Source organism: Corynebacterium sp. HMSC05E07, assembly GCF_001807225.1.
Classification (GTDB): domain Bacteria; phylum Actinomycetota; class Actinomycetes; order Mycobacteriales; family Mycobacteriaceae; genus Corynebacterium; species Corynebacterium singulare.
Window position 1 is genome coordinate 57,626 of record NZ_KV788224.1, and the last position, 20,919, is coordinate 78,544.

Annotated in this window: 20 protein-coding genes and 2 pseudogenes; 12 read left to right on the top strand and 10 right to left on the bottom strand. The window is 61.4% G+C overall.

Going from position 1 to position 20,919, the window contains the following annotated elements:
• Positions 1-25 precede the first annotated feature (25 nt).
• Positions 26-859: a hypothetical protein gene (locus tag HMPREF3149_RS05530; RefSeq protein WP_246819952.1), complete on the bottom strand. Its 834-nt coding sequence runs from the start codon at positions 857-859 to the stop codon at positions 26-28.
• A 126-nt stretch (positions 860-985) separates the two neighbouring features.
• Between HMPREF3149_RS05530 and HMPREF3149_RS13320 the strand changes: the two genes are divergently transcribed.
• A complete protein-coding gene (locus HMPREF3149_RS13320; RefSeq protein ID WP_306557956.1) occupies positions 986-1,150 on the top strand; it encodes a hypothetical protein in 165 nt (54 codons plus the stop codon).
• A 62-nt stretch (positions 1,151-1,212) separates the two neighbouring features.
• Positions 1,213-2,010: a zinc transporter ZupT gene (zupT, locus tag HMPREF3149_RS05535; protein ID WP_070537043.1), complete on the top strand. Its 798-nt coding sequence runs from the start codon at positions 1,213-1,215 to the stop codon at positions 2,008-2,010.
• A 19-nt stretch (positions 2,011-2,029) separates the two neighbouring features.
• Here the strand turns inward: zupT and HMPREF3149_RS05540 are convergent, their stop codons facing one another.
• From HMPREF3149_RS05540 to HMPREF3149_RS05550, 3 genes are read right to left on the bottom strand one after another with little or no spacing between them, the layout of a single operon-like run.
• Positions 2,030-2,950 carry a DUF808 domain-containing protein gene (locus HMPREF3149_RS05540; protein WP_070537044.1) on the bottom strand — a complete coding sequence of 307 codons (921 nt, stop codon included), beginning with the start codon at positions 2,948-2,950 and terminating at the stop codon, positions 2,030-2,032.
• A 42-nt stretch (positions 2,951-2,992) separates the two neighbouring features.
• Positions 2,993-3,529, bottom strand: a complete 537-nt coding sequence (locus HMPREF3149_RS05545) for a ribonuclease FAU-1 family protein (protein ID WP_070537045.1) — start codon at positions 3,527-3,529, stop codon at positions 2,993-2,995.
• Positions 3,529-4,251, bottom strand: coding sequence for an Rv1157c family protein (locus HMPREF3149_RS05550; protein WP_070537046.1), 723 nt, complete (start codon positions 4,249-4,251; stop codon positions 3,529-3,531). Before HMPREF3149_RS05550 ends, HMPREF3149_RS05545 begins: the two co-directional genes overlap by 1 nt.
• A 244-nt stretch (positions 4,252-4,495) precedes the next feature.
• Here HMPREF3149_RS05550 and typA point away from each other — a divergent pair, with 244 nt between their 5' ends.
• From typA to HMPREF3149_RS05590, 8 genes and pseudogenes are all read left to right on the top strand, one after another.
• On the top strand, positions 4,496-6,406 hold the full coding sequence (typA, locus tag HMPREF3149_RS05555; protein WP_070537047.1) for a translational GTPase TypA: 1,911 nt from the start codon (positions 4,496-4,498) through the stop codon (positions 6,404-6,406).
• A gap of 166 nt (positions 6,407-6,572) precedes the next feature.
• Positions 6,573-8,174, top strand: a complete 1,602-nt coding sequence (locus HMPREF3149_RS05560; RefSeq protein ID WP_070537048.1) for an ABC transporter family substrate-binding protein — start codon at positions 6,573-6,575, stop codon at positions 8,172-8,174.
• On the top strand, positions 8,164-9,030 hold the full coding sequence (locus HMPREF3149_RS05565) for a PIG-L family deacetylase (protein WP_070537049.1): 867 nt from the start codon (positions 8,164-8,166) through the stop codon (positions 9,028-9,030). Before HMPREF3149_RS05560 ends, HMPREF3149_RS05565 begins: the two co-directional genes overlap by 11 nt.
• Positions 9,030-9,422 carry a hypothetical protein gene (locus HMPREF3149_RS05570; protein ID WP_042530323.1) on the top strand — a complete coding sequence of 131 codons (393 nt, stop codon included), beginning with the start codon at positions 9,030-9,032 and terminating at the stop codon, positions 9,420-9,422. Before HMPREF3149_RS05565 ends, HMPREF3149_RS05570 begins: the two co-directional genes overlap by 1 nt.
• Before the next feature lie 50 nt (positions 9,423-9,472).
• Positions 9,473-9,796 (top strand): ferredoxin, encoded by a 324-nt coding sequence (gene fdxA / locus HMPREF3149_RS05575; protein WP_005323553.1) that lies wholly within the window; start codon positions 9,473-9,475, stop codon positions 9,794-9,796.
• Between the two features lie 3 nt (positions 9,797-9,799).
• A complete protein-coding gene (dapC, locus tag HMPREF3149_RS05580; RefSeq protein ID WP_070537050.1) occupies positions 9,800-10,885 on the top strand; it encodes a succinyldiaminopimelate transaminase in 1,086 nt (361 codons plus the stop codon).
• Between the two features lie 48 nt (positions 10,886-10,933).
• Positions 10,934-11,693: pseudogene (locus HMPREF3149_RS05585) on the top strand (pseudouridine synthase).
• A gap of 108 nt (positions 11,694-11,801) precedes the next feature.
• Positions 11,802-12,365: a GtrA family protein gene (locus HMPREF3149_RS05590; protein WP_042530329.1), complete on the top strand. Its 564-nt coding sequence runs from the start codon at positions 11,802-11,804 to the stop codon at positions 12,363-12,365.
• A gap of 437 nt (positions 12,366-12,802) precedes the next feature.
• On the opposite strand, the gene HMPREF3149_RS05595 is transcribed toward HMPREF3149_RS05590, so the two are convergent.
• The 6 genes and pseudogenes from HMPREF3149_RS05595 to HMPREF3149_RS05620 form a co-directional block, all read right to left on the bottom strand.
• Positions 12,803-13,273, bottom strand: a complete 471-nt coding sequence (locus HMPREF3149_RS05595; protein ID WP_070537051.1) for a hypothetical protein — start codon at positions 13,271-13,273, stop codon at positions 12,803-12,805.
• A complete protein-coding gene (locus tag HMPREF3149_RS13730) occupies positions 13,266-13,475 on the bottom strand; it encodes a helix-turn-helix transcriptional regulator (protein ID WP_070537052.1) in 210 nt (69 codons plus the stop codon). The genes HMPREF3149_RS05595 and HMPREF3149_RS13730 overlap by 8 nt, the downstream gene beginning before the upstream one ends.
• Before the next feature lie 54 nt (positions 13,476-13,529).
• Positions 13,530-14,390, bottom strand: a complete 861-nt coding sequence (locus HMPREF3149_RS05605; protein ID WP_070537122.1) for an endonuclease domain-containing protein — start codon at positions 14,388-14,390, stop codon at positions 13,530-13,532.
• Positions 14,391-15,093: 703 nt separating this feature from the next.
• Complete coding sequence (locus HMPREF3149_RS05610; RefSeq protein WP_042530336.1) at positions 15,094-16,524, bottom strand: amino acid permease; 1,431 nt, start codon at positions 16,522-16,524, stop codon at positions 15,094-15,096.
• A gap of 80 nt (positions 16,525-16,604) precedes the next feature.
• Positions 16,605-17,577, bottom strand: a pseudogene (gene dapD, locus HMPREF3149_RS05615) (2,3,4,5-tetrahydropyridine-2,6-dicarboxylate N-succinyltransferase).
• Positions 17,578-17,595: 18 nt separating this feature from the next.
• Positions 17,596-18,954: an amino acid permease gene (locus HMPREF3149_RS05620; protein WP_042530340.1), complete on the bottom strand. Its 1,359-nt coding sequence runs from the start codon at positions 18,952-18,954 to the stop codon at positions 17,596-17,598.
• A gap of 39 nt (positions 18,955-18,993) precedes the next feature.
• Between HMPREF3149_RS05620 and dapE the strand changes: the two genes are divergently transcribed.
• Both dapE and HMPREF3149_RS05630 read left to right on the top strand, forming a co-directional pair.
• Positions 18,994-20,133, top strand: coding sequence for a succinyl-diaminopimelate desuccinylase (gene dapE, locus HMPREF3149_RS05625; protein ID WP_210385412.1), 1,140 nt, complete (start codon positions 18,994-18,996; stop codon positions 20,131-20,133).
• A gap of 6 nt (positions 20,134-20,139) precedes the next feature.
• Entirely contained in the window at positions 20,140-20,910 is a 771-nt protein-coding gene (locus HMPREF3149_RS05630; RefSeq protein ID WP_042530344.1) for an LOG family protein, read from the top strand.
• The last annotated feature ends 9 nt before the right edge of the window (positions 20,911-20,919 follow it).

Genomic DNA, 20,919 nt, shown 5'->3' on the forward strand with positions numbered 1-20,919 from the left:
AAGACGGGGCAGAAAAGTGCTGAGGCTACGAACTAGAGGAGGTGAAGGTGCGTGTGCCGGTGGGCAGCGGGGAGGCAAGCGGAGCGGCCGGGGCGGTGACCTCCCAATCCGCTGTGAGATCCAGTGCTGGAGGAATCGCAGAATGGTCGGGCGAGAGCGGAAGCGGCGGGATGGCTGGCGAAAAGAGAGCGTCGGCCGAGTCTGGGAGGTCCACGGCGAGACGGCCTGCAGCAGCATAGGCGCGGGCGGCGAGGGAAGCACCCGAGGGAGCAGCGGCCTCGACAGCGGCAGCGAGGGCAGGGGAGTCGGCGAGGGAAGTGCAGGGCCCAAGGACGAGGTCGCCGTGGGTAGCGAGGACGGTGTCGTCGATAAGGGTGAGGGAAACGATGAGCTGTTGGGTGCCCATCCCGCGGAGTTGGTAGGTGGTGAGCTGGCCTGCGGAGACGTCGACAAGCGCGCCGTGCCCACCAGCCAGAAGGACAGAACCTACCGGCTGATTCGTGGTGGGAATCATCCACGGATCGAGACCTAGGGCAACGGCAACGTCAACGTCACCTTCGACAATCTCGACCGTGGCGTGCGTCGAGGGGCTAAGACCCGCTGTGCGAAGGCGGGCGAGCGAGGGATACTCCGCGGACTCCTCCGCGTCGAGTGCGCCCAAGAAACCGAAGGGCGAGCGAATGCGCCAACCGCGGGTGGTGGGGTCGGGGATAAGGGAGACATCGACAAGCGCAGGCGCCGTGGCCAACCCGGGGAAGCTCAACGCAGTGCCGAGGTTGACGTGGTCGAGGACGGCCACGTGCTCAACCCCGAAGTAAGAGGGGGCCAGCGGGTAGAGCGCCATAGTTGTGTCAGTCACCTCATGCGTCTGGTGGGAGTAGATGGACTTCCTCCAATCCTACGCAGAGACGTCAACTGGGTTACGGTCGATTGAGGAACAAAAAGTTAAATATGGCGTGGAGATCGTGAGCGGCTGGTGCTGGTCATGCTCATTGTCTTCTTTATCACGACGGCTGATTCCGCTTCCGTGGTCAACTCCCAGCTCACGCAGCGCGGCAACCCGGCGGTGACTAATTTCTGGGTCATCTGCATGGCCGGTATCGCCCTGACCACGAAACCGGTGAGTACATCGACGATGACCCCACGGTGAAAGATGGCGAGTCACTGGTGATATCCACGGAGCAGGACCCTGACGCGCTATAGTTTTCCACTATGGATTTAGCCACCGTCGCGTTCGCGTTCAGCCTCGTACTCTTCTCCGGCTTATCGACGTCCATCGGGGGCGCCCTCGCCGTGGGCAAGAAAGAGCCGGGGCCGGGATTCATGGCCACCGCCTTGGGGCTTTCTGCGGGCGTGATGCTCTATGTCTCCTTCATGGAGATCCTTCCGGAGGGAATCAGCAAGCTAGGAGAAGCCTTCGGGACCGAAAAGTCCGCCACGTGGGCAGGCATTATCGCCTTCTTTGCGGGGATTGCCCTCATCGCCATTATTGACCGCGCCGTGCCGGCGGAGATTAACCCGCACGAGCCGGCAACCACGGAGGAGGAGGCGCGCCGCAAAAGGCTCATGAAGACTGGCGTGTTCACCGCCTTTGCCTTGGCGCTCCACAATTTCCCGGAAGGTTTCGCCACGTTCATGTCGGGGCTCGAAGCTCCAGAAATCGCGATTCCTATCGCTGTGGCGATTGCTATTCACAACATTCCGGAAGGCATCGCGGTGGCGGTGCCTCTGCGCGCGGCGACAGGCTCGCGCACGAAAGCATTCTGGTGGGCTACCGTCTCCGGTTTGGCGGAGCCAGTGGGAGCACTCATCGGTTTTGCCATCCTCATGCCCTTTATCGGGCCGGCGACGATGGGCTTTAGCTTCGCCGCCATCGCCGGCATCATGGTCTTCATCTCCCTCGATGAGCTTCTGCCCACCGCGGAGGAGACCGGCAAGCATCACTTTGCCATCTATGGTGTCATCGCCGGTATGGCGATTATGGCGGTGTCGCTGATGCTCTTTATGTAAGAGGATTTGTGTAAGAGGTTTACTTCACGCGCTCTGCGGTTGCCTTGACCGCCATGATGACGGTCGCTACGACGGTGCCCAGAATCAGGCCGAAGACCATGGAGATGCCGGTCTCTGCGAGCCACGAGAGCGCACCGTTGCTGATGTTCTCGGTGACATCATGAATGAGGCCATGGGGCTGTTCTGCTCCGAACTCGTGGAGGCCATTAATCACGATGTGGCCACCGACCCACAACATCGCAGCAGTACCGATGATGCCGATGATATCGAGAACCACGGGCATACCCTTGACCAAAGCGGTGCCGAGGGCAGAGTCGCCATCATTGCGCTCGAGCAGCCCCATGCCGATGTCATCCATCTTCACCAGCACGGCGACGGCACCATAAACGCCGAGGGTGAGGATAATGCCAACGATGATGAGGCTGGCCAGGCGCATCCAGAAGGGTTGGTCGATGACCTCGTTGAGGGAGATGACCATGATCTCCGCGGACAAAATGAGGTCCGTGGTGATGGCGGAACGCACCAGCGAGTCCTCGGCATCCCCGCCCTTGTCGCGGACGGGCTTCTTTTCCTCTTCGCCGCGGTGGAAAAGGAAGTGGATAATTTTTTCCGCACCCTCGAAGCAGAGGTAGGTACCGCCGCACATGAGGATCGGGGTCAGCGCCCACGGTGCGATCCACGACAGGATAAGCGCGATGGGCAGAATGATGATGAGTTTGTTGATGAGCGAGCCCTTGGTGATGCGCCAGATCATGGGCAGCTCACGCTGTGGCTTCACGCCATCAACAAATTGTGGGGTGACGGCGGCGTCATCGACGACGACACCGACGGATTTCATGGACGTCTTACCTGCTAATGCGGCCACGTCATCGACGCTGGAGGCGGCGGAGCGGGCGATGAGGGCTACGTCGTCAAGCAGGGCGAACAGGCCACCGGCCATGGCTCACATCCTTTAAGGTAGGGGAGAATTGCTCACCCAAGGTTACTCGGCTGGGACGAGTTCCACAGTGTCAGCCCACGTAAGTTCCATCCCAAGAGTGTGCAGCCAGGTCATTGCGTCATCGCCGTAGCGCGTGATGCCCTCGACGGCGGTGAGGGTACGCTCCATGGCGCGCTCGGCTTCCTCGGCGCTGATGAGTCCGGTGGAGGTGGCGGCGGCGAGCTCATCGATGTCGAGCACGTCAACTGGCTCCCCTGAGGTAGAGACGAGATCGACATACAGGTCGCGGGTGGTCCACACGTCACCGTTAACGTCGATATCAGCGACATCGAAGTAGAAATCCTGCTCCACGTCCACGCCTTCGCGGAAGTGGAAGATGTTAGCGCGCAGGCCCAAGTCTGGGAGCAGCCACGACTCGAGGTAGCCAAAGCGTGGGTGGTTGGCACCGCGGGCCATGTAGAGACCAAAATCGGTGACGCGGTAGGTGTCTACCTCACGCAGGAAACCTTTGGGATCAACATTCGTGTTGTCCGCCGTATTAAAGGTCTCTTGTTTGACCGGGTGCAGTTCAGTACTCATTAGTTCACCTCGAGAAAGGCCGCGGTGGGTGGGAATGAACACGAGGACTCAGCAGTGTTGACCGCGCCAGACAGAACCGCCACGACCGTGCCCTTGCCGGTAGCGGCGCGGCCGGAGACCGTGGTGGGGCCATCGGAGTTGATGCCGTTGTTGAACAGCGGGGTGGTCCCAAACTGGAAGGTGTCCAGGTTGAACCATTGAACGCGCATGGCGCCTTGCTGCTCGGCGGCAGTTGGCGTGCCTAGGGCGGTGAAGAGGAAGACGGCTTCTCCTTCACCTGCGCCTGGGGCGGGGATTTCGGTGGGGCCGGGGACGGCGATGGCCGAACCGACCGAGTCGCCCTGACCGCCAATGCACTGTGCGGAGACCGTAGGCCAGTAGAACTGGCGGAAGGAAGGATTATGTCCCTCCGGCATGGCCACGCCACCATCGCCGTTTTCACCGCTGGTGAAGTTGAGGGCAGTGAGGATAGCGTTTCGGGCTTCCTGCGGGATCCATGGCTGTGCCGCGAAAGCGCGAACGCGTTCCTGAGTCTCCGGGGTGGGACGGCCGAGGTTGTCGAGCGGGTTACTACTGTGCTGGGCAGTGACCAAAGAGGAGAGATCGGGGGCGTCGGCATGTGCGGGGGTGACGCTGAGCAGGCCCAGCATCACAGCAGCAGTGATACCGGCGAGGCCGCGGTGTGCGGCGTTGCCGGTGGAGTGCTGTTCATCGAGAGCCATGGACATCCTTGTGTGTAGGTCGGCGCGTGCACAACAATAGTCACACACGCCACAACAGTATCTGCTGTCACAATATTCACTTTTTCGGCGTAGTCAACTCGAAACGAGGTCTACTGTGGGGTATGTCGGCGCTCGATACCATTTCGTTACACACGGGCGCGATGCTGCACGGATGTGGGGGAGCGAGTATATTTAAGGGCCGTTCACACCGCTAACGCATCATGCTTTAAGGAGCACCCCACACGTGAGTACTACTGAGTTCCGTAACGTAGCCATCGTCGCACACGTTGACCACGGTAAAACCACCCTCGTCAACGGCATGCTGGAGCAGTCCGGCGCTTTCGGCGACCATGGCGAACACTCGGACCGCGTCATGGACTCCAATGACCAGGAGCGTGAGCGCGGCATCACCATTCTGGCCAAGAACACCGCCATTCACCGCAAGGGTCTGGGCAAGGATGGCCAGGACCTCATCATCAACGTTATTGATACCCCGGGCCACGCCGACTTCGGTGGCGAGGTCGAGCGCGGTATCTCCATGGTGGATGGCGTCGTGCTGCTTGTCGACGCCTCCGAAGGCCCCCTCCCGCAGACCCGTTTCGTCCTCACCAAGGCTCTGGAAGCCAAGCTGCCGGTCATCATCTGTGTCAACAAGACCGACCGTCCGGATGCCCGCATCGACGAGGTTGTCACCGAGGCGCAGGACTTGCTGCTGGAAATCGCGGCCGGCCTGGAAGATGAAGAGGCTGCTGCAGCCGCCGAAGAGCTGCTGGACCTGCCGGTTCTCTACGCTTCCGGCCGCGAGGGCAAGGCCTCTACCGAGAACCCGGGTGACGGTAACGTCCCGGAGGCTGCGGACCTGCAGGCGCTTTTCGACGTCATCTATGACGTCCTCCCCGAGCCTTCCGCTTCCGTCGACGGCCCGCTCCAGGCGCACGTCACCAACCTGGACTCCGATGACTTCCTGGGACGTATTGCCCTGCTGCGCATCTACTCCGGCACCATCAAGAAGGGCCAGCAGGTGGCCTGGATGCACTACGACGATGAAGGCGAGATGCACACCAAGACCGTCAAGGTGGCTGAGCTGCTGCGTACCGTCGGCTTCCAGCGTCAGCCGGATACCGAGGCTATCGCCGGTGACATCGTGGCCATCTCCGGTATCTCCGACATCATGATCGGTGACACCATCGCTGATGTTGAGGATCCGAAGCCGCTGCCGCGCATCAAGGTTGATGAGCCGGCTATCTCGATGACCATTGGCGTGAACACGTCGCCGATGGCAGGCCAGGGCGGCGGTGACAAGCTCACCGCACGTATGGTCAAGGCCCGTCTGGACCAAGAGCTCATCGGTAACGTGTCCATCAAGGTTCTGCCAACCGAGCGCCCGGATGCGTGGGAAGTTCAGGGCCGTGGCGAGATGGCGCTCTCCGTTCTCATTGAGAACATGCGCCGCGAGGGCTTCGAGCTGACCGTGGGTAAGCCACAGGTGGTGACCCAGGTCATCGACGGCAAGACTATGGAGCCCTATGAGATGCTCACCATCGATTCCCCGTCGGAGTACCAGGGCGCTATTACTCAGCTGCTGGCTAGCCGTAAGGGCCAGATGCAGTCCATGGACGTCCGCGAGGGCGACTGGGTCCGCATGGTCTTCCGCATCCCGGCCCGCGGTCTTATCGGCTTCCGTACCCAGTTCCTGACGGAGACCCGCGGCTCCGGTATCGCGAACTCCATCTCTGACGGTCTGGACGTCTGGGCTGGTGAGATCAAGGCTCGCGCCACTGGTTCCCTGGTGGCTGACCGCTCCGGCCAGATCACGGCCTACGCCCTCATGCAGCTGGCTGACCGCGGTGACTTCTTCGTGGAGCCGGGCATGGAGGCCTACGAAGGCATGGTTGTGGGTGCCAACAACCGTGATGAGGATATGGACATCAACATCACGAAGGAAAAGAAGCTCACCAATATGCGCTCCGCCACCGCGGATGCCACCGTCACCTTGGCCAAGGCCAAGACTCTATCCCTCGATGAGGCACTGGAGTTCTGTGGCAACGACGAATGCGTTGAGGTGGGCCCCAAGGTGCTGCGCGTGCGCAAGGTGGAGCTGTCCGCCACCGACCGCAAGCGTGCGGCTGCCCGCGCTAAGCAGCTCAACAAGTAAGCAGCCCTTCCTGACGTAATCTTCAACGTTCCGCCCCAATCCTGCTGGAGGGGGCGGAACGTTTTCGTTATGTATGGGACAGGCGGTGTGGTTGGACATGGGCACTGTCCGGTGCGGGTATTAAAATGAGGCCGACAAGTACCCCGAGCTCCAAAGGTGTGATGGCGTGGACCGTTTCTCCAAGCTGCTGGCAGCGCTCGCTGCAGTGAGTGTGTTGAGCGCCTGCCAGGCCAACCCTGGCCCGCCGCCAGTGGTCGAGGCTGAAGAGCAGAGCGCGTCACCCACCAAGTCGACCACGGAAAGCCCCACCCCGGAGGTGGTTCCGGAAGAGGACCTACTGCCGGAGCGCAGCACGGTGGCCATTGGCGTCGATCCGCTGCGGGGAGGCCTTAACCCACACTTAAGCGCTAACAATTCCGAGCTGGTTAGCCAGATTGCAGAGCTCGTCCTGCCCTCCGCGTTCCACGGTGAAGAGATGGATACGGATGTGCTCGAGTCGGCGGAGGAAATCGAGGCCCCCGGCAGCATTGCCATGCGCGTGCGCTACACCATTGCTAGTCCGGCCCAATGGTCTGATGGCACACCGATCAGCGGTTCGGACTTCAATTATCTCTGGTCACAGATCATCCGCACACCAGGGGCGAATGCGGCCTCGGGGTATCAAGCGATTTCGGCGGTGCGGACGTCGGGAAGCGGGCGCGTTGTCACGGTAGATTTTGAGCACCGCGTCGAGGACTGGCGCAAGCTCTTTGCCCACCTGCTGCCGTCGCACCTGCTCGTGGACCAGGATTTCTCATCCGCCCTCGCGGAGGGGATTCCGGCCTCGGCTGGACGCTACTTGGTGGCGGGTATGGACCGCAGCCGCGGCGTGATTACGCTCAACCGCAACGACCGCTTCTGGGGCGAAAACCCCGCAATGATTGATGTCATTCAGCTCCGCGCCCTCCGTGACACCACCCAGGCCGTCAACATGCTGCGCTCGCGACAGATCGGGTTTGCGGACTTTAGCCCGCAGCAGACCACCCTCGAGCGGCTGAGCCTACTCAGCGACGTCAACACCGGGGTAGTGAAACGCTCGCGCCAGCTGCGCCTAGAGATATCCACGCTGGAGGAGGCCCTTCCAGAAGAGCCGCAACGCCGCGCTTTGGCCTCTCTGTTGGATTCCGATCAGATTGCCCGTCTCGCCACCGGCAGGGCCTCCGAGCTGGACCCCGCCCACAATCCGTTCGGTGATCCTGTGGAACTGGCCCCGTTGCGCGAGCGTGCGGGGCATAAACCGCTGCGGATTGCAGTCGATCCACAAAGCCCCACGGCCCTTGCCGCCGCCCATACGATTGTTGATGTCCTGCAGTCCAAAGCTATCGACGCCACGGTGGTGACCGAGCGCCTGACCACCATCACCGCGGATTTACTGCCAGCGGGCAAGGTGGATGCCGTCGTGGCCTGGGATGACAATGGCATGGACTCACTGAGCATGGCCAATTACTTCACCTGTGCCACTCCCGGCAGCCCAGCCGCTAAGCTCAATGGTTTCTGCCCTGAGCATGCCGAGGAGACAGCAGCCGATATCCTCGATGGAACCTTGGATTCTGCGGCCGCTCGAGACAAGGTTCACCAGCTCAACTCCGAGCAAGTGCTGTTTGTGTCGCTGCTCAACGAGGTGCGCATCCATGCTTTAGGCAAGGGTATCGTGGGCCCCGGACAAAGTATTACGGACTGGGATTCGGGCCTGGTCAGTGCCCCACAGTGGAGGAAAGATGATGACTAAAGATCTCACCGGCTACCGCGTCGTGGCCGTGCATGCACACCCCGATGATGAGGTGCTCTTCACCGGCGGAACCCTCGCGGATGTGGCTGCCCGCGGTGCTGAGGTCACCGTGATCACCGCAACGCTGGGGGAGGAAGGCGAAGTCATCGGTTCGCCTTACCAAGGACTGGCGGAAAGTGACCGCCTTGGTGGCTTTCGTGCTTGGGAGCTGAAGCGTGCCCTCGACGCCCTGGGGGTCAGCGGCATTCAGCTGGGTGGTTTCGGACACTTCCGCGATTCCGGTATGGCCGGCTCGCCAGCGCACGACAACCCGAGTGCGCTGGTCAACCGAGTCGATGAAGCGGCATCCTTGCTCAAGGAGCATTTCGGAGCGCTTGAGCCCCATGCGGTGTTGACCTACGGCCCCGACGGCGGCTATGGCCACCCAGACCACATCGCTGTGCACCAGGCTGTTCATGCGGCTGCCGCTCCTGGGCAGCGCATTTGGTGGGCTGTCTTCGAGCGCGCCGCGCACTACCGCGCCCTGGAATCCGTGACCCCGCCGCAGGGCTGGAGCCTGCCGGACAAGGACTACCTGGACAACTTCACCACTGAAGGCTACGACGTGGCCTATGCGCTTGGTGACGTCCCCCTCGCCGCCAAACGCGCCGCCATGCTCGCCCACGCCACCCAGATTTGGCTGGCCGATGGTTCCCTCACCACCGTTAACCCGCATGCCGCACAGGCAGGCCTGAGTAACCCCGCCGAGGTGCCCGCTGCCTATGCGCTGTCCAATCTGCTCACCATGCCCCTGCTGCGCCACGAGTTCTATCAGCTCGGCAGGGGAGAGCCGAGCGAGACCCTGGTGGGGGAATAGTGAGCGAGCGAGTTATCCGCACCGACTTTTCCCGCGGCGAGCAAATTGGTGGTTTGGTCTGGTTAGCGCTGGGCGCCCTGTGTTCGTTGACCCTCGAGGTGGTCTACCTGACCGCGCGCCTGCCGTGGTTCGACGGGGCCAGCGTCTCTTTTCCCATCACCATTCTCATTGCCTTCTGGTTCAACGGGGTGCTTACTCGCACAGCGCGGTTGTGGAGTGAGAATCCCTACATCGCGGGCCTTCCCGGGCTAGCGTGGGTCACGGGATTTCTAGCGTTCATGCTGGGAGGCGCTATTGGTGATGGTTCACTGCTGGCCAATAATATTCTCAGCCTGCTCCTGTTCGTCGCGGGAATCGCAGGCAGCGTTTGGCCATTTTTCACGCAGGAGTAGCATACTGTTAGTCGTAGAAAACCCGTGACACACAGGAGTTTGAACGTCTTATGACTTACACCATCGCACAGCCTTGCGTTGACATAATGGACCGCAGCTGCGTTGAGGAATGCCCTGTTGACTGCATTTACGAGGGCAAGCGCATGCTCTACATCCACCCGGACGAGTGCGTGGACTGTGGCGCCTGCGAGCCTGCCTGCCCGGTTGAGGCCATCTTCTACGAGGATGACGTCCCGGATGAGTGGCTGGACTACAACGACGCCAACGCCGCGTTCTTCGATGACCTCGGCTCCCCGGGAGGCGCAGCCGCCCTCGGCCCGCAGGACTTCGATGTCCCGATGATCGCGGCCCTCCCGCCCCAGAACCAGGAGTAAAACATGAGCCGCACGCCGCTAGGAGATACGCTTCCGGATTTCCCGTGGAACTCCCTCGCTGGTGCTAAGAAGAAGGCCCAAGCTCACCCCGATGGGATTGTGGACCTTTCTGTGGGCAACCCGGTCGATCCGGTGGCCCCCGGCGTGCAGCTGGCGCTTTCTTCCGCCGCAGAAGCCCCGGGCTATCCGCAGACTCAGGGCACCCCGGAGTTGCGCGAGGCCATCGCGAAGGCCTTGGAGCGCCGCTACCACATGCAGGTGGATGCTGTCCTACCGGTGATCGGTACTAAGGAAGCTATCGCCTGGCTGCCCACCCTGCTGGGCATGCGTGGTGAAACAGTTGCCTTTCCTTCCGTGGCGTACCCGACCTACGAGGTTGGTGCCCTGCTGGCAGGCGCCAAGCCACTGCGCGCGGACGAGGACTTCGGGGATGCGTCCCTGGTGTTCATCAACTCGCCGTCGAATCCGACGGGCAAGGTGTTGGGCGTCGAGAAGCTGCGCGAGATCGTAGCCTGGGCCCGTGAGAAGGGCGCCATTGTGGCGTCCGATGAATGCTACATGAGTCTGGGGTGGGACGATAAGAACCCGCCGGTTTCCATCTTGGATCCGCGCGTCACCGACGGTGACAACACCGGGCTCATTGCCATGCATTCGCTGTCCAAGACCGCGAACATGGCGTCCTACCGCGCTGGGTTCTTTGCCGGCGATAGCAAGCTCATCGCCGAACTACTGGAGCTGCGCAAACACGCCGGCCTCATCGTGCCGGGTCCGATTCAGGCAGCGATGGTCGCCGCGCTTGACGACGACCCCTCCGAAGCCCTCCAGCGTCAGCGCTACGCCACCCGCCGTGCAGAGCTCATGCGCGCATTGACGTCAGCTGGTTTCACTATCGAGCACTCGGAAGCCGGCATGTACCTGTGGGCCACGCGCGGCGAGAACTGTCGCGCGACCGTCGATTGGCTGGCCGAGCGCGGCATCCTCGTTGCCCCTGGGGACTTCTATGGTCCGGCCGGCGAGCAGTTCGTCCGCATCGGTCTCAACGGCACCGATGAGCGCATCGCGGCGGCGGTGTCGCGGTTGGTTGCCTAAGTGGCTTTCCGCCCACCGGCGCGGGAGGGGATTAGCCCGCGCAAGGTGATGCTCACCGGCATCGTGCCCGCTTCTCCTGCCTATTGGGCAGGTCAGGCGGGCGATTCCGCGTTTTCACCCGGCACTCGTTTGGAACCTGGCACTCGGCTGCCTGGTCCGACGTTGGCGTGGTATCACCCCTCGGTACCTCATGAAGAGCCGATTCCGTTTGATTATCGGGTGGTGTATCAGGACGGGGATCTCATAGTCGCCGACAAGCCGCATTTCTTGCCCACGACATCGAATGGGCGCATCGTGCGCGAAACCCTGCAGACTCGCCTGCGCGTGGACTTTGGTGAGGAGGGCATTGTTCCTTTGCACCGCCTCGACCGACTCACGTCTGGTCTGGTGTTATGCTCGCGCAATCCGCGCACACGTCCTGCCTACCAGCGGCTTTTCCAAGACCAAGCGGTGAGGCAAGCACTATCGCGCAACGGTGACCACGCCCTTAACGTTTGAAGACACGCTGCGGCTGGGGATGCGCCGCGTGCGCGGCCAGCGTCAGGTGATTGTTGACCCCGCCGGGACACCCACGATCACTCGCCTGAGCGCGAACGGCTCCATTGTTAATGTGTGGCCACTGACCGGCCATACTCACCAAATTCGCGTCGCCCTCAACTACCTCGGCCATCCGATTGTGGGCGATGACACGTATCCCGTGGACCGCGGTCTAGACCTCTACGATTTCTCTGCTCCGCTGCAGCTCGCGCACGTAGCGATGCAGTTTGACGACCCCCTCACCGGCCACGAACGTGTGTTCACTCTGTGAATTTGCGTGCTTCTGCGGCGCGCGTTTTTAGTTCGTGCTTGGCCAAGGACTAAACTCGTACGAAGTTTTATTCATTAATCTTGAGAATTTTGTACGAGGGGCGTGTTCATGGCGGATCTGAGCGTTGCTCGCTTTGCCTCGAATCTAGGTCAGTTCATTAAGTTTGGCCTGGTCGGCGGCTCAGGCGCGGTGGTCAACATCCTAGTCTCCATCGTGGCAGCAAAGTGTGGCCTCGCGTGGTTCGGGGCTACTCCGCATGACGCAATGTTTAACCTCTTTGGCACCCAGTTCCATGTCCGCTGGTTCATGCTCTTTTCCACGATCGCGTTTCTCGTGGCAAACACATGGAACTACCAGCTCAACCGCATGTGGACGTTCAAGTCCGTCAACAAGGTGTCCTGGTTGCGAGGCTTCTTCCCGTTCCTCATCACCGGTATCGGCGCCTACCTGGTCACACTTGCGGTCCAGTACTTGCTGATGAATCCGACGTCGCCGCTGCAGCTGCCACCGCACATCTTTGACGACACCACTGGTTTCCGCACGATGTATTACTGGGCTAACGCCATTTCCATCGTTGTGGCCATGCCCATCAATTTCGTGTTCAACAAATTGTGGACCTTCCGCTCGACGCCTAAGAAGCCGGTCGTGGTCCATCATTCCGAGCCAGCTTAATTGCGGCCCTTCCCGCCGACCCTTCGCGCTCACCGGCGTCGGCCGTCGGGGTCTTTTCGATGCTGCGGTGAGCGGGAAGGGGGGGCGTCGGCAAGCAATGTTCCCTTCGCGCTCACCGAGAACCTAGCGTGGAAGCGCTCCATCGTGCCGGTGAGCGCTTAGGGATGGAAACCGGAAACCCGCCCTTCGCGCTCACCGGCATCTAAAAGAATCGCTAGTTACCGCACACGGTGAGCGTAAAGGGCAGTACCGGCGGAACCGGTGCCAGCGGCGCAGTAGGTTCTAGTGGCTCGGTAGATGAGGGGGCATGGCTGCGGGTTAGCGCGGTAGGCGCCTTATTCTCCCTTCGCGCTCACCGGCACCTGTAAGAAGCCGAACCCGCCATCCGCGGTGAGCGCGAAGGGCGGGATGGATGGGGATAGGCCGGGTAATGTGGTCTAGTCGTCGAGTTCGGCGTCGAGGCGGGCCTGGTCGCGTTGGTGCTGGCGGCGTCGGAGAAACGGTGTGAAGATGATGGCGGCGGTCACGCCGGCCCCAGCGCCAACCAAGTAAGAGGTGGAATCCGATGCGTAAGCGTTATGGGCAATTCCGACGAACATCACAATGAGCGGGATGAGGTAGACGGTCATTGCAGGCCAAATACGGCCAACAGGTGGGGTGGCGACTCGCTTGCGCAGCCACGCCGTGCCGAAGAGATTGCCGATCATAGCCGGCGCAATGGCGAGAAAGCACAGCATGCTCATATTCCCAGGTAGAACCCAAGCGAGGATGGCTGCGGCGATGATCTCGAGGAAACGGGTCGGGGTAGCGCTGACGGCATACGCCTTGTAAAAAGTCTCACGTTCGAATTCATCCTGCGATGCGCGCTCGATTTCATTGAGGGCGTAGTTAGCAATGGCGTTAATCATGTTGTTCATCTCCAAATACTTCTTCGACGGTTTTTCCGAGTTCGCGGCATATGTCTAGTGCGAGGTGTACGGACGGGGAGTAATTGCCGCGTTCGATATTGGCGATTGTCTGACGGGAGACACCTGCGCGTTCAGCGAGCTCAGCTTGGGATAGCTCAAGCCAGCGGCGCCATTTGCGGACCATGTTGGGTTGCTCAGGCATACATCCTCCTTTACGGTCTGTCGTCCTTACATGTCTAAGTGTAAAGAATACTTGTCAATACGGCAAGTTCTGTAAGCAAAGGTGCCATGTCCAATATGGTTGAGTCGCCGAAGCCGGAAGCTTCGGAGTCCTGCCTTTCAGCAGGTCAAGCATGGCCCTAATAAGGGCGATGGCTTCATCAAGGTGGTAGTGAATATCGTCGGCAGTAAAGCGCAGCACGGTGTAACCATGAGCGATGGCCGCGTTCTGTTTTGAACGATCAGCCTGAAATATCTCGCTGTGCTTGTGGTACTCCCACCCATCGACTTCGATGATCAATTTTCCTATCAAAAAATCAAACCGGTACCCGGCGATCAGTATATTGTGCTCGGGGAAGATGCCCTGCGCACGCAAACTCCTGCTGAGCTTCCTCTCGGACCGGCTATCCGTACCGATCGGGGTGTTTCGAATCGTCTCCTTCAACCGCCGTGGCACTCGTCGCATTCTCTTTTGGTCATTCTCCAAGCGACTAGGCCCCTCTTTCCCACGGTAAAAATGCTCCAACAAGTCACTGCAGGAACTAGCTATCCGCCGCGCCGACCACAAAGCCTGCACCACGGGCAGGCCGTTCACCTTTGTCGTTGCCGAAAGTCGTGAATGCGTGACACGAAACTTCTTCCCCCTAAGCGTTCGCGGGCCCTCGGCCTCCAACGGAAATGTGAGCTTGCGCCCGAGGTGAATCTCCCGTGCAGTCTTTCCTGTGAAATGTATGCGGCTGAGCCCGTGTGCCAGCGCTCGCGCCACCGCGATCGGCGTCCACTCGTCGGTATAAATTCCTCGATGCACGCGAAACAGACGGCGCTCGCGAAGCTCCCGCCTAATGGCCTCTTTGCTCATCCCTTGTTCACGTAGCTCTGCGGTAGTCCATGCCCTCATAGGGCCGAAAATAGGCACTGCTTTCCGACGCTGCCGCAACCACCACTTCATCCTGTGGATAACTCCACATCGTGAGCGGCCCCCAGGACTCCGAATCGGTTTTTCTGTGGATAACTCTCCCTTAGCGCTCACCGGAAAAGAGCGATTGTGACAAGAACGTTCGGTTGTGAGCTCCAAAGGCGATCGACAGCAGGTGCGTGAAGTTCCTCGCCCCTTGCGCTCACGGGGAGCTGCTTGGCGACGTTTCGCCGGCTGCCAGTGAGCGCGAAGGGCAGGAGAAAGCGTAGAGCGGGAGGGGGTTAGGTGGGTGAGAGCGGTGGGGCGTGTGGGGTTGAGGCTATGCGCCCCTTGCGCTCACGGGGAGCTGCTTGGCGACGTTTCGCCGGCCGCTGGTGAGCGCGAAGGGAAGGTGAGAGCGTGGGGGCGTGTGGGGGTTGAGGCTATGCGCCCCTTGCGCTCACGGGGAGCTGGTTGGCGACGTTTCGCCAGCTGCCGGTGAGCGCAAAGGGCAGGTGAGAGCGTAGAGCGGGAGAGGGTTAGGTGGGTGAGAGCGGTGGGGCGTGTGGGGGTTGAGGCTATACGCCCGTTGCGCTCACAGGGAGCTGCTTGGCGACGTTTCGCCGGCCGCTGGTGAGCGCGAAGGACGAGTGAGAGTGTGGGGCGGGAGAAAGGATGGGGCAGGAGAGAGCGGTGGGTGGGGCGGCTAGCGGGTCTCGAGGTCGGCGGCAGTGGGTAGCGGCAGGCGGGCCGTGGGAGAGATGCCGCGCGCCTTGGCATTGATGACGCCGGCTACGGCAAGCACAGCAAACATGATGGCGGCGGAGATGAGTTGGATGCGGGCGGAGGCGTCGGTAAGCATGAGCACCGCAATAGCCGCGAACAGCGCCAGGGCACACCACGTGAGGTAGGGGTAGGCCCACATGCGCACGGGTAGTGGGTGAATGGCCTCGAGGTGCGGGCGCAGACGCAGCTGGCTCACAGCAATGAAGACCCACACGATAAGCAGTGACGCGCCAGCGGCGTTGAGCATGAAGGACAGCAGCCAGCCGGTATCGGCGTAGTTGAGGATAACCATGACCACGGACAGCGCCACAGAGAGCGCGATGGCAGCGGTGGGGACGCCGCGGCGGTCGGTGGACGCGAAGACCTTCGGCGCCTCACCACGAGAGGCCAGCGAGTGCATCATGCGGGAGGAGGCGTAAATCTGCGCATTGAAGGCAGACAACAGCGCCAGGACGATGACGACCTCCATGATGACGGCGGCGCCAGGGATGCCGGCGCGGTCGAGCACCATGGTGAACGGCGACTCGGCAGCAGATTGCGCGGAGCCGAGGGAGGAGTATGGCAGGAGGAAGGTAATGACGAGGACGGAGCCCAGGTAGAACACGGAGATACGCGTGATGGTGGTGCGCACGGCGTTGACGAGGGACTTCTCTGGGTCCTCGGACTCGGCAGCCGCGATGGCGACAACCTCGATGCCACCGAAGGCGAAAGCCACGGCCAGCAGGCCGGCCGCGACGCCGCCGAGACCGTTCGGCATGAAGCCGTCCTCGAGGAAGACCGAGGTGCCGATGAAGGAGTGGCCAGGCAAGAGGCCGAAGATCAGCAGGGCACCGATGATGAGGAAGAGGACGATGACGGCGACCTTGATGAAGGCGAACCAGTACTCGAACTCGCCAAACATGCGCACGCGCAGCAGGTTGATGACGCCGAAGAGCGCAACACAGATGGCGGCGGGGATCCACGGCGGGCAGTCGAACCACGCGCCGATGAATCCGGCCGCGCCGGTGATTTCGGCGCCGAGGACAGCCACGGTGGCCAGCCAATAAATCCAGCCCTGGGTAAAACCCGCCCAGCGGCCGATGCCGTGTTCAGCGTACTCGGAGAAAGAGCCGGAGGCCGGGATGACCGTGCCCATTTCACCCAGCATCTGCATGACGAGGATGGCGAGGAAACCGGCGATGAGATAAGCCAAGAGGACAGCCGGACCGGCGGCGGAGATGCCCACACCGGTGCCTAAGAAGAGGCCCGCGCCAATGGTGGAGCCGAGGCCCATCATGGTGAGGTGGCGGACCTTGAGGCCGCTGCCGAGCGAGCGAGGAGAGGAATCGTTTTGAGCAGTCACCTTTAGCATTCTAAGCAGCCGAGCGTGAAGGCTCATAAAAAGACTCCCGCGGGGAAGAAAACCCCGGGGAGTTCTTGAGTGAAGAGAGCTTAGTTGTTGTGCAGGTCCTCGTTGAGGGCCACAGCATCGGACTTCCAGTCCACGGCTTCAACGGCACCAGTAGTGGAGGTTACGGCGCAGCAGCACGCCGGAGACACCGGAGAGCTCGGAGCCCTTGACGGTGTCGCCCTCGGAAAGCTCGAGGGCCTGCGCAATCTTGCCAAAGACTGCGATCTTGGTCCCTGCGGTGACGTAGAGGCCGGCTTCGACGACGGCATCGTCTCCAAGCGAAATGCCCACGCCGGAGTTTGCGCCGAGCAGGCAACGCTCACCGATGGAAATGACCTCCTTGCCGCCACCGGAGAGGGTGCCCATGATGGATGCGCCGCCGCCGATATCGGAGCCATCGCCCACGACGACGCCCGCGGAAATGCGGCCTTCCACCATGGAGGCGCCCAAGGTGCCGGCGTTGAAGTTGACGAAGCCCTCGTGCATGACGGTGGTGCCCTCAGCCAGGTGGGCGCCGAGGCGGACACGGTCGGCGTCACCGATGCGCACGCCGGACGGGACAACGTAGTCCACCATGCGCGGGAACTTATCCACGGAGTAGACCACGACCGGGCCGCGGGAGGCGAGGCGGCCACGAACCATCTGGAAGTCAGCAACAGCGCAGGGGCCGTAGTTGGTCCACACGACGTTGGCCAGCTTGCCAAAGATGCCCTCGACGTTCAGGCCGTGAGGCTTGACCGCGCGGTGGGAGAGCAAGTGGAGGCGAAGGTAGGCATCGTAGGTATCGGCCGGTGCCTCATCTAGATCCTTGATGGAGGTCTCCACGGCGATGCGGGCTACGCCGCGCTCCTCGTCAGGGCCGACAAGGGCAGCGAATTGCTGCGGAGCCTCCTCCAAGCGTTGGGTGCCGCTGGCGTCTACAGGGGTATCGATGTGGACTGCGGGGAACCAGACATCCAGGACGGTGCCGTCGTGGGTAATGGTTGCCAGGCCGCGTGCGGAAGCAGTAGTCATAGCGTCACACCCTAGCAGCTACTCAACGACGTGTCGCTTTTTCCTACCGGGCAGTAGGTGGAAGATCACAATCAGCCCAGCCGTCATGATGAGGACGGCGGAGACTTGCTGGCGGGCGGAGGCGTCGAAAAGCATCAGCACCGTCAGCCCCACCAAGGCCAGCACGGTTAGCCACGGCAACCAAGGATAACCGGGCACGCGCAGAGTGGTGAGCTCACCGTTGGCTTTCAGTTCGGGGTGCAACTTGATGAAGGAGGCCACGATGAAAGACCAAATGACGAGGAGGCAACCGCCCACGGCGTTGAAAAGAAAGGCCAGCAGCCCCGGCGGGTTCCAGTACTGGAGGATGACTGACGTAAAGGCGCACATGATGGACAGGAGCACAGCAAAGATGGGGGCGCCTGACGTGTTGAGCTTGAGGAAGACATGGTGGGCGCTGTGGTCCTTGGCCATGTCATAAACCAGGCGGGAGGTGGCGTACATCTGCGCATTAAATGCTGAGAGCAGCGCTAGCGCAATGATGGTTTCCATGAAGCCCGCCGCGAAAGGAATCTGCGCGGCTTTGAGTACCAAGGTAAACGGAGAATCGGCCGCTACATCGGCGTCCTGGATGGCGCTGAAAGGCAGCGCCATGGTGATGACGATGATGGAGCCGATGTAGAAAATCATGATGCGCACGATGATGGCGCGCACTGCGGTGGCCACGTTGCGGGCGGGATTCTCGGATTCGGCTGCGGCGATCGTCACCATCTCGATGCCGCCGAAGGCAAAGGCCACCGCCAACAGCCCAGCGGCAAAACCTGGCCCGCCGTGCGGCAGGAAGTTATCGGTGAAGTTCGTGCCCGCCTGTTCCAGGGACATGCCGGGCAAGACGCCGACAGCCATGAGCACACCGACGCCTAGGAAGGCGAAGATGGTGCCCACCTTGATGATGGCGAACCAGAATTCGAACTCGCCGAAACCACCCACGGCGGCAAGGTTGACCACCGCGAAGAACACCACGGCCACGAACGCAGGAATCCACGGTTCCACGCCCCACCAGCTGGAAATAATGGCCGCGGCTCCGGTAATCTCCGCGCCCATCACCATAACCAGCATGAACCAGTACAGCCAGCCCAGCGTAAATCGGGCCCAAGGGCCGAAGGCCTGGCCGGCGTACGTGGAGAAAGCACCCAGGGAAGGTCGGGCGGAAGCCATCTCTCCCAGCATCCACATCACCAGTGCGATAAGGAGGCCGGCTACCGCGTAGGACACGAGAACGGACGTGCCGGACATTTGGATTCCTAGGCCAACCCCCAGAAAGAGCCCCGCACCGACTGCGGAGCCGAGCCCCATCATGGTGAGGTGTCGGGTTTTGAGTTGTGTGGCCGCAGCCATGGGACATCACCTTCAGCAACGTTGATTGTTTGCAATGGGATGTACTTTACGCAATGCACTAACTGGCGGGGGACGCTAGCATGGCGGGTTGTGACTTTAAATCTTTTCGCCGACCCCATCGATCTCACCAAGGCGCTGGTGGACATCCCCAGCCCCTCCCATCATGAGGAGGAGATCGCCACTGCCGTTGAGGACGCGCTGCGCAGCCTTGACCCGAACGTGGTGGAGGTTCAGCGCTACAGCAACACCGTGTGTGCCCGCACCAACCGTGGCTTTGACACCCGAGTGGTGCTGGCGGGCCATATCGATACGGTGCCGCTGGCGGATAATGTGCCCCACGCGATGTCGGAGGACGGGCGCACCATGTATGGCTGCGGCACCGTGGACATGAAGTCCGGGATGGCCATTTATCTCAATGCCTTCGCGCAGCTTTATGACTCGGACGAGTTGAAACACGATTTGACGGTCATCGCCTATGAGGGGGAGGAGGTCGCCACCGAATTTAACGGCCTGGGACACCTGCAGAATGACCATCCGGACTGGCTGGAGGGAGACCTTGCGCTCCTCGGTGAACCTTCTGGCGCGATGATTGAGGCTGGCTGCCAGGGCACGATCCGCCTGCGCGTCACGGCACACGGCACCCGCGCGCATTCTGCCCGCGCCTGGCTCGGCTCCAACGCCGCCCACACCTTGGCCCCAGTCATGCTCAACGTAGCGAACTACCAGCCGCGCGATGCGGAGATTGATGGCTGCACGTACAAAGAGGGCCTTAACATCGTCCACCTTGAATCGGGGGTGGCCACCAATACCATTCCGGATGAGGCGTGGATGTTCGTCAACTTCCGCTTTGCTCCTGACCGCACCTCTGAGGAGGCCCTGGCGCATATGAAGGAAGTCATTGGTGAGCATGACAACGTCAGCATCGAGGTCGATGACATCGCCAGTGCCGCCATGCCGGGGCTGGGGCAGGCGGCGGCGCGTGCGCTTGTCGACGCCGTCGGGGGCAACGTCCGCGCCAAATACGGATGGACCGACGTCGCCCGCTTCTCCGAGATGGGAACCCCGGCCGTCAACTTTGGCTCCGGCGATCCGGGCTTTGCTCACAAGAAAGATGAACAAGTCCCCGTCGAGCAGATTAGCGCCGTGTCTCATGCACTTTTGAACTACCTGAAGGGATAACACACCATGACTCCTGAGCAACTGCGTACCCTGCGCGGACCTCTTCTCGTGCGGACTGCCGGTGAGCAGTCCTCCACCTTCGACCAGCGCCTGCTTGAATCCGGCGCGGACCACGAGTGGCAGCATGCAGATCCATGGCGTGTCCTGCGCATCCAGGGCGAATTTGTCGACGGTTTCGACGCCCTGGCCAAGCTGCCCAAGGCCGTCACCGTCTTTGGCTCGGCACGCACGAAGGAGGATGACCCGAATTACGAACTCGGTGTCACAGTGGGCAAGCGCCTTGCGGAGGCAAAGTATGCCGTTATTACCGGCGGTGGCCCCGGCATCATGGAAGCAGCCAACCGTGGCGCTCACGAGGCCGGCGGGCTCTCGGTAGGCTTGGGCATCGAACTGCCTCACGAGCAGGGCCTCAACCCGTACGTGGATCTGGGCCTCAACTTCCGCTACTTCTTCGCGCGCAAGACCATGTTCCTCAAGTACTCCCAGGCCTTTATCTGCCTGCCGGGCGGCATGGGCACCATGGATGAATTCTTTGAGGTCATGTGCATGGTCCAGACCGGCAAGGTGACCAACTATCCGATCGTGCTCATGGGTACGGAATACTGGTCTGGTCTCGTGGAATGGATGAAGAACACCCTGTCGGAGGGCGGCTTCATCAGCCCCGAGGACTTGGATCTGTTCCTTGTGACCGATGATCCGGATGAGGCCCTAGCCCACATCGTGGCGGCGCACAAGGTGATGTCGGACAAGCGCGTGCGGGAGCAGGAGGGCAAGTGAGCCCAGACC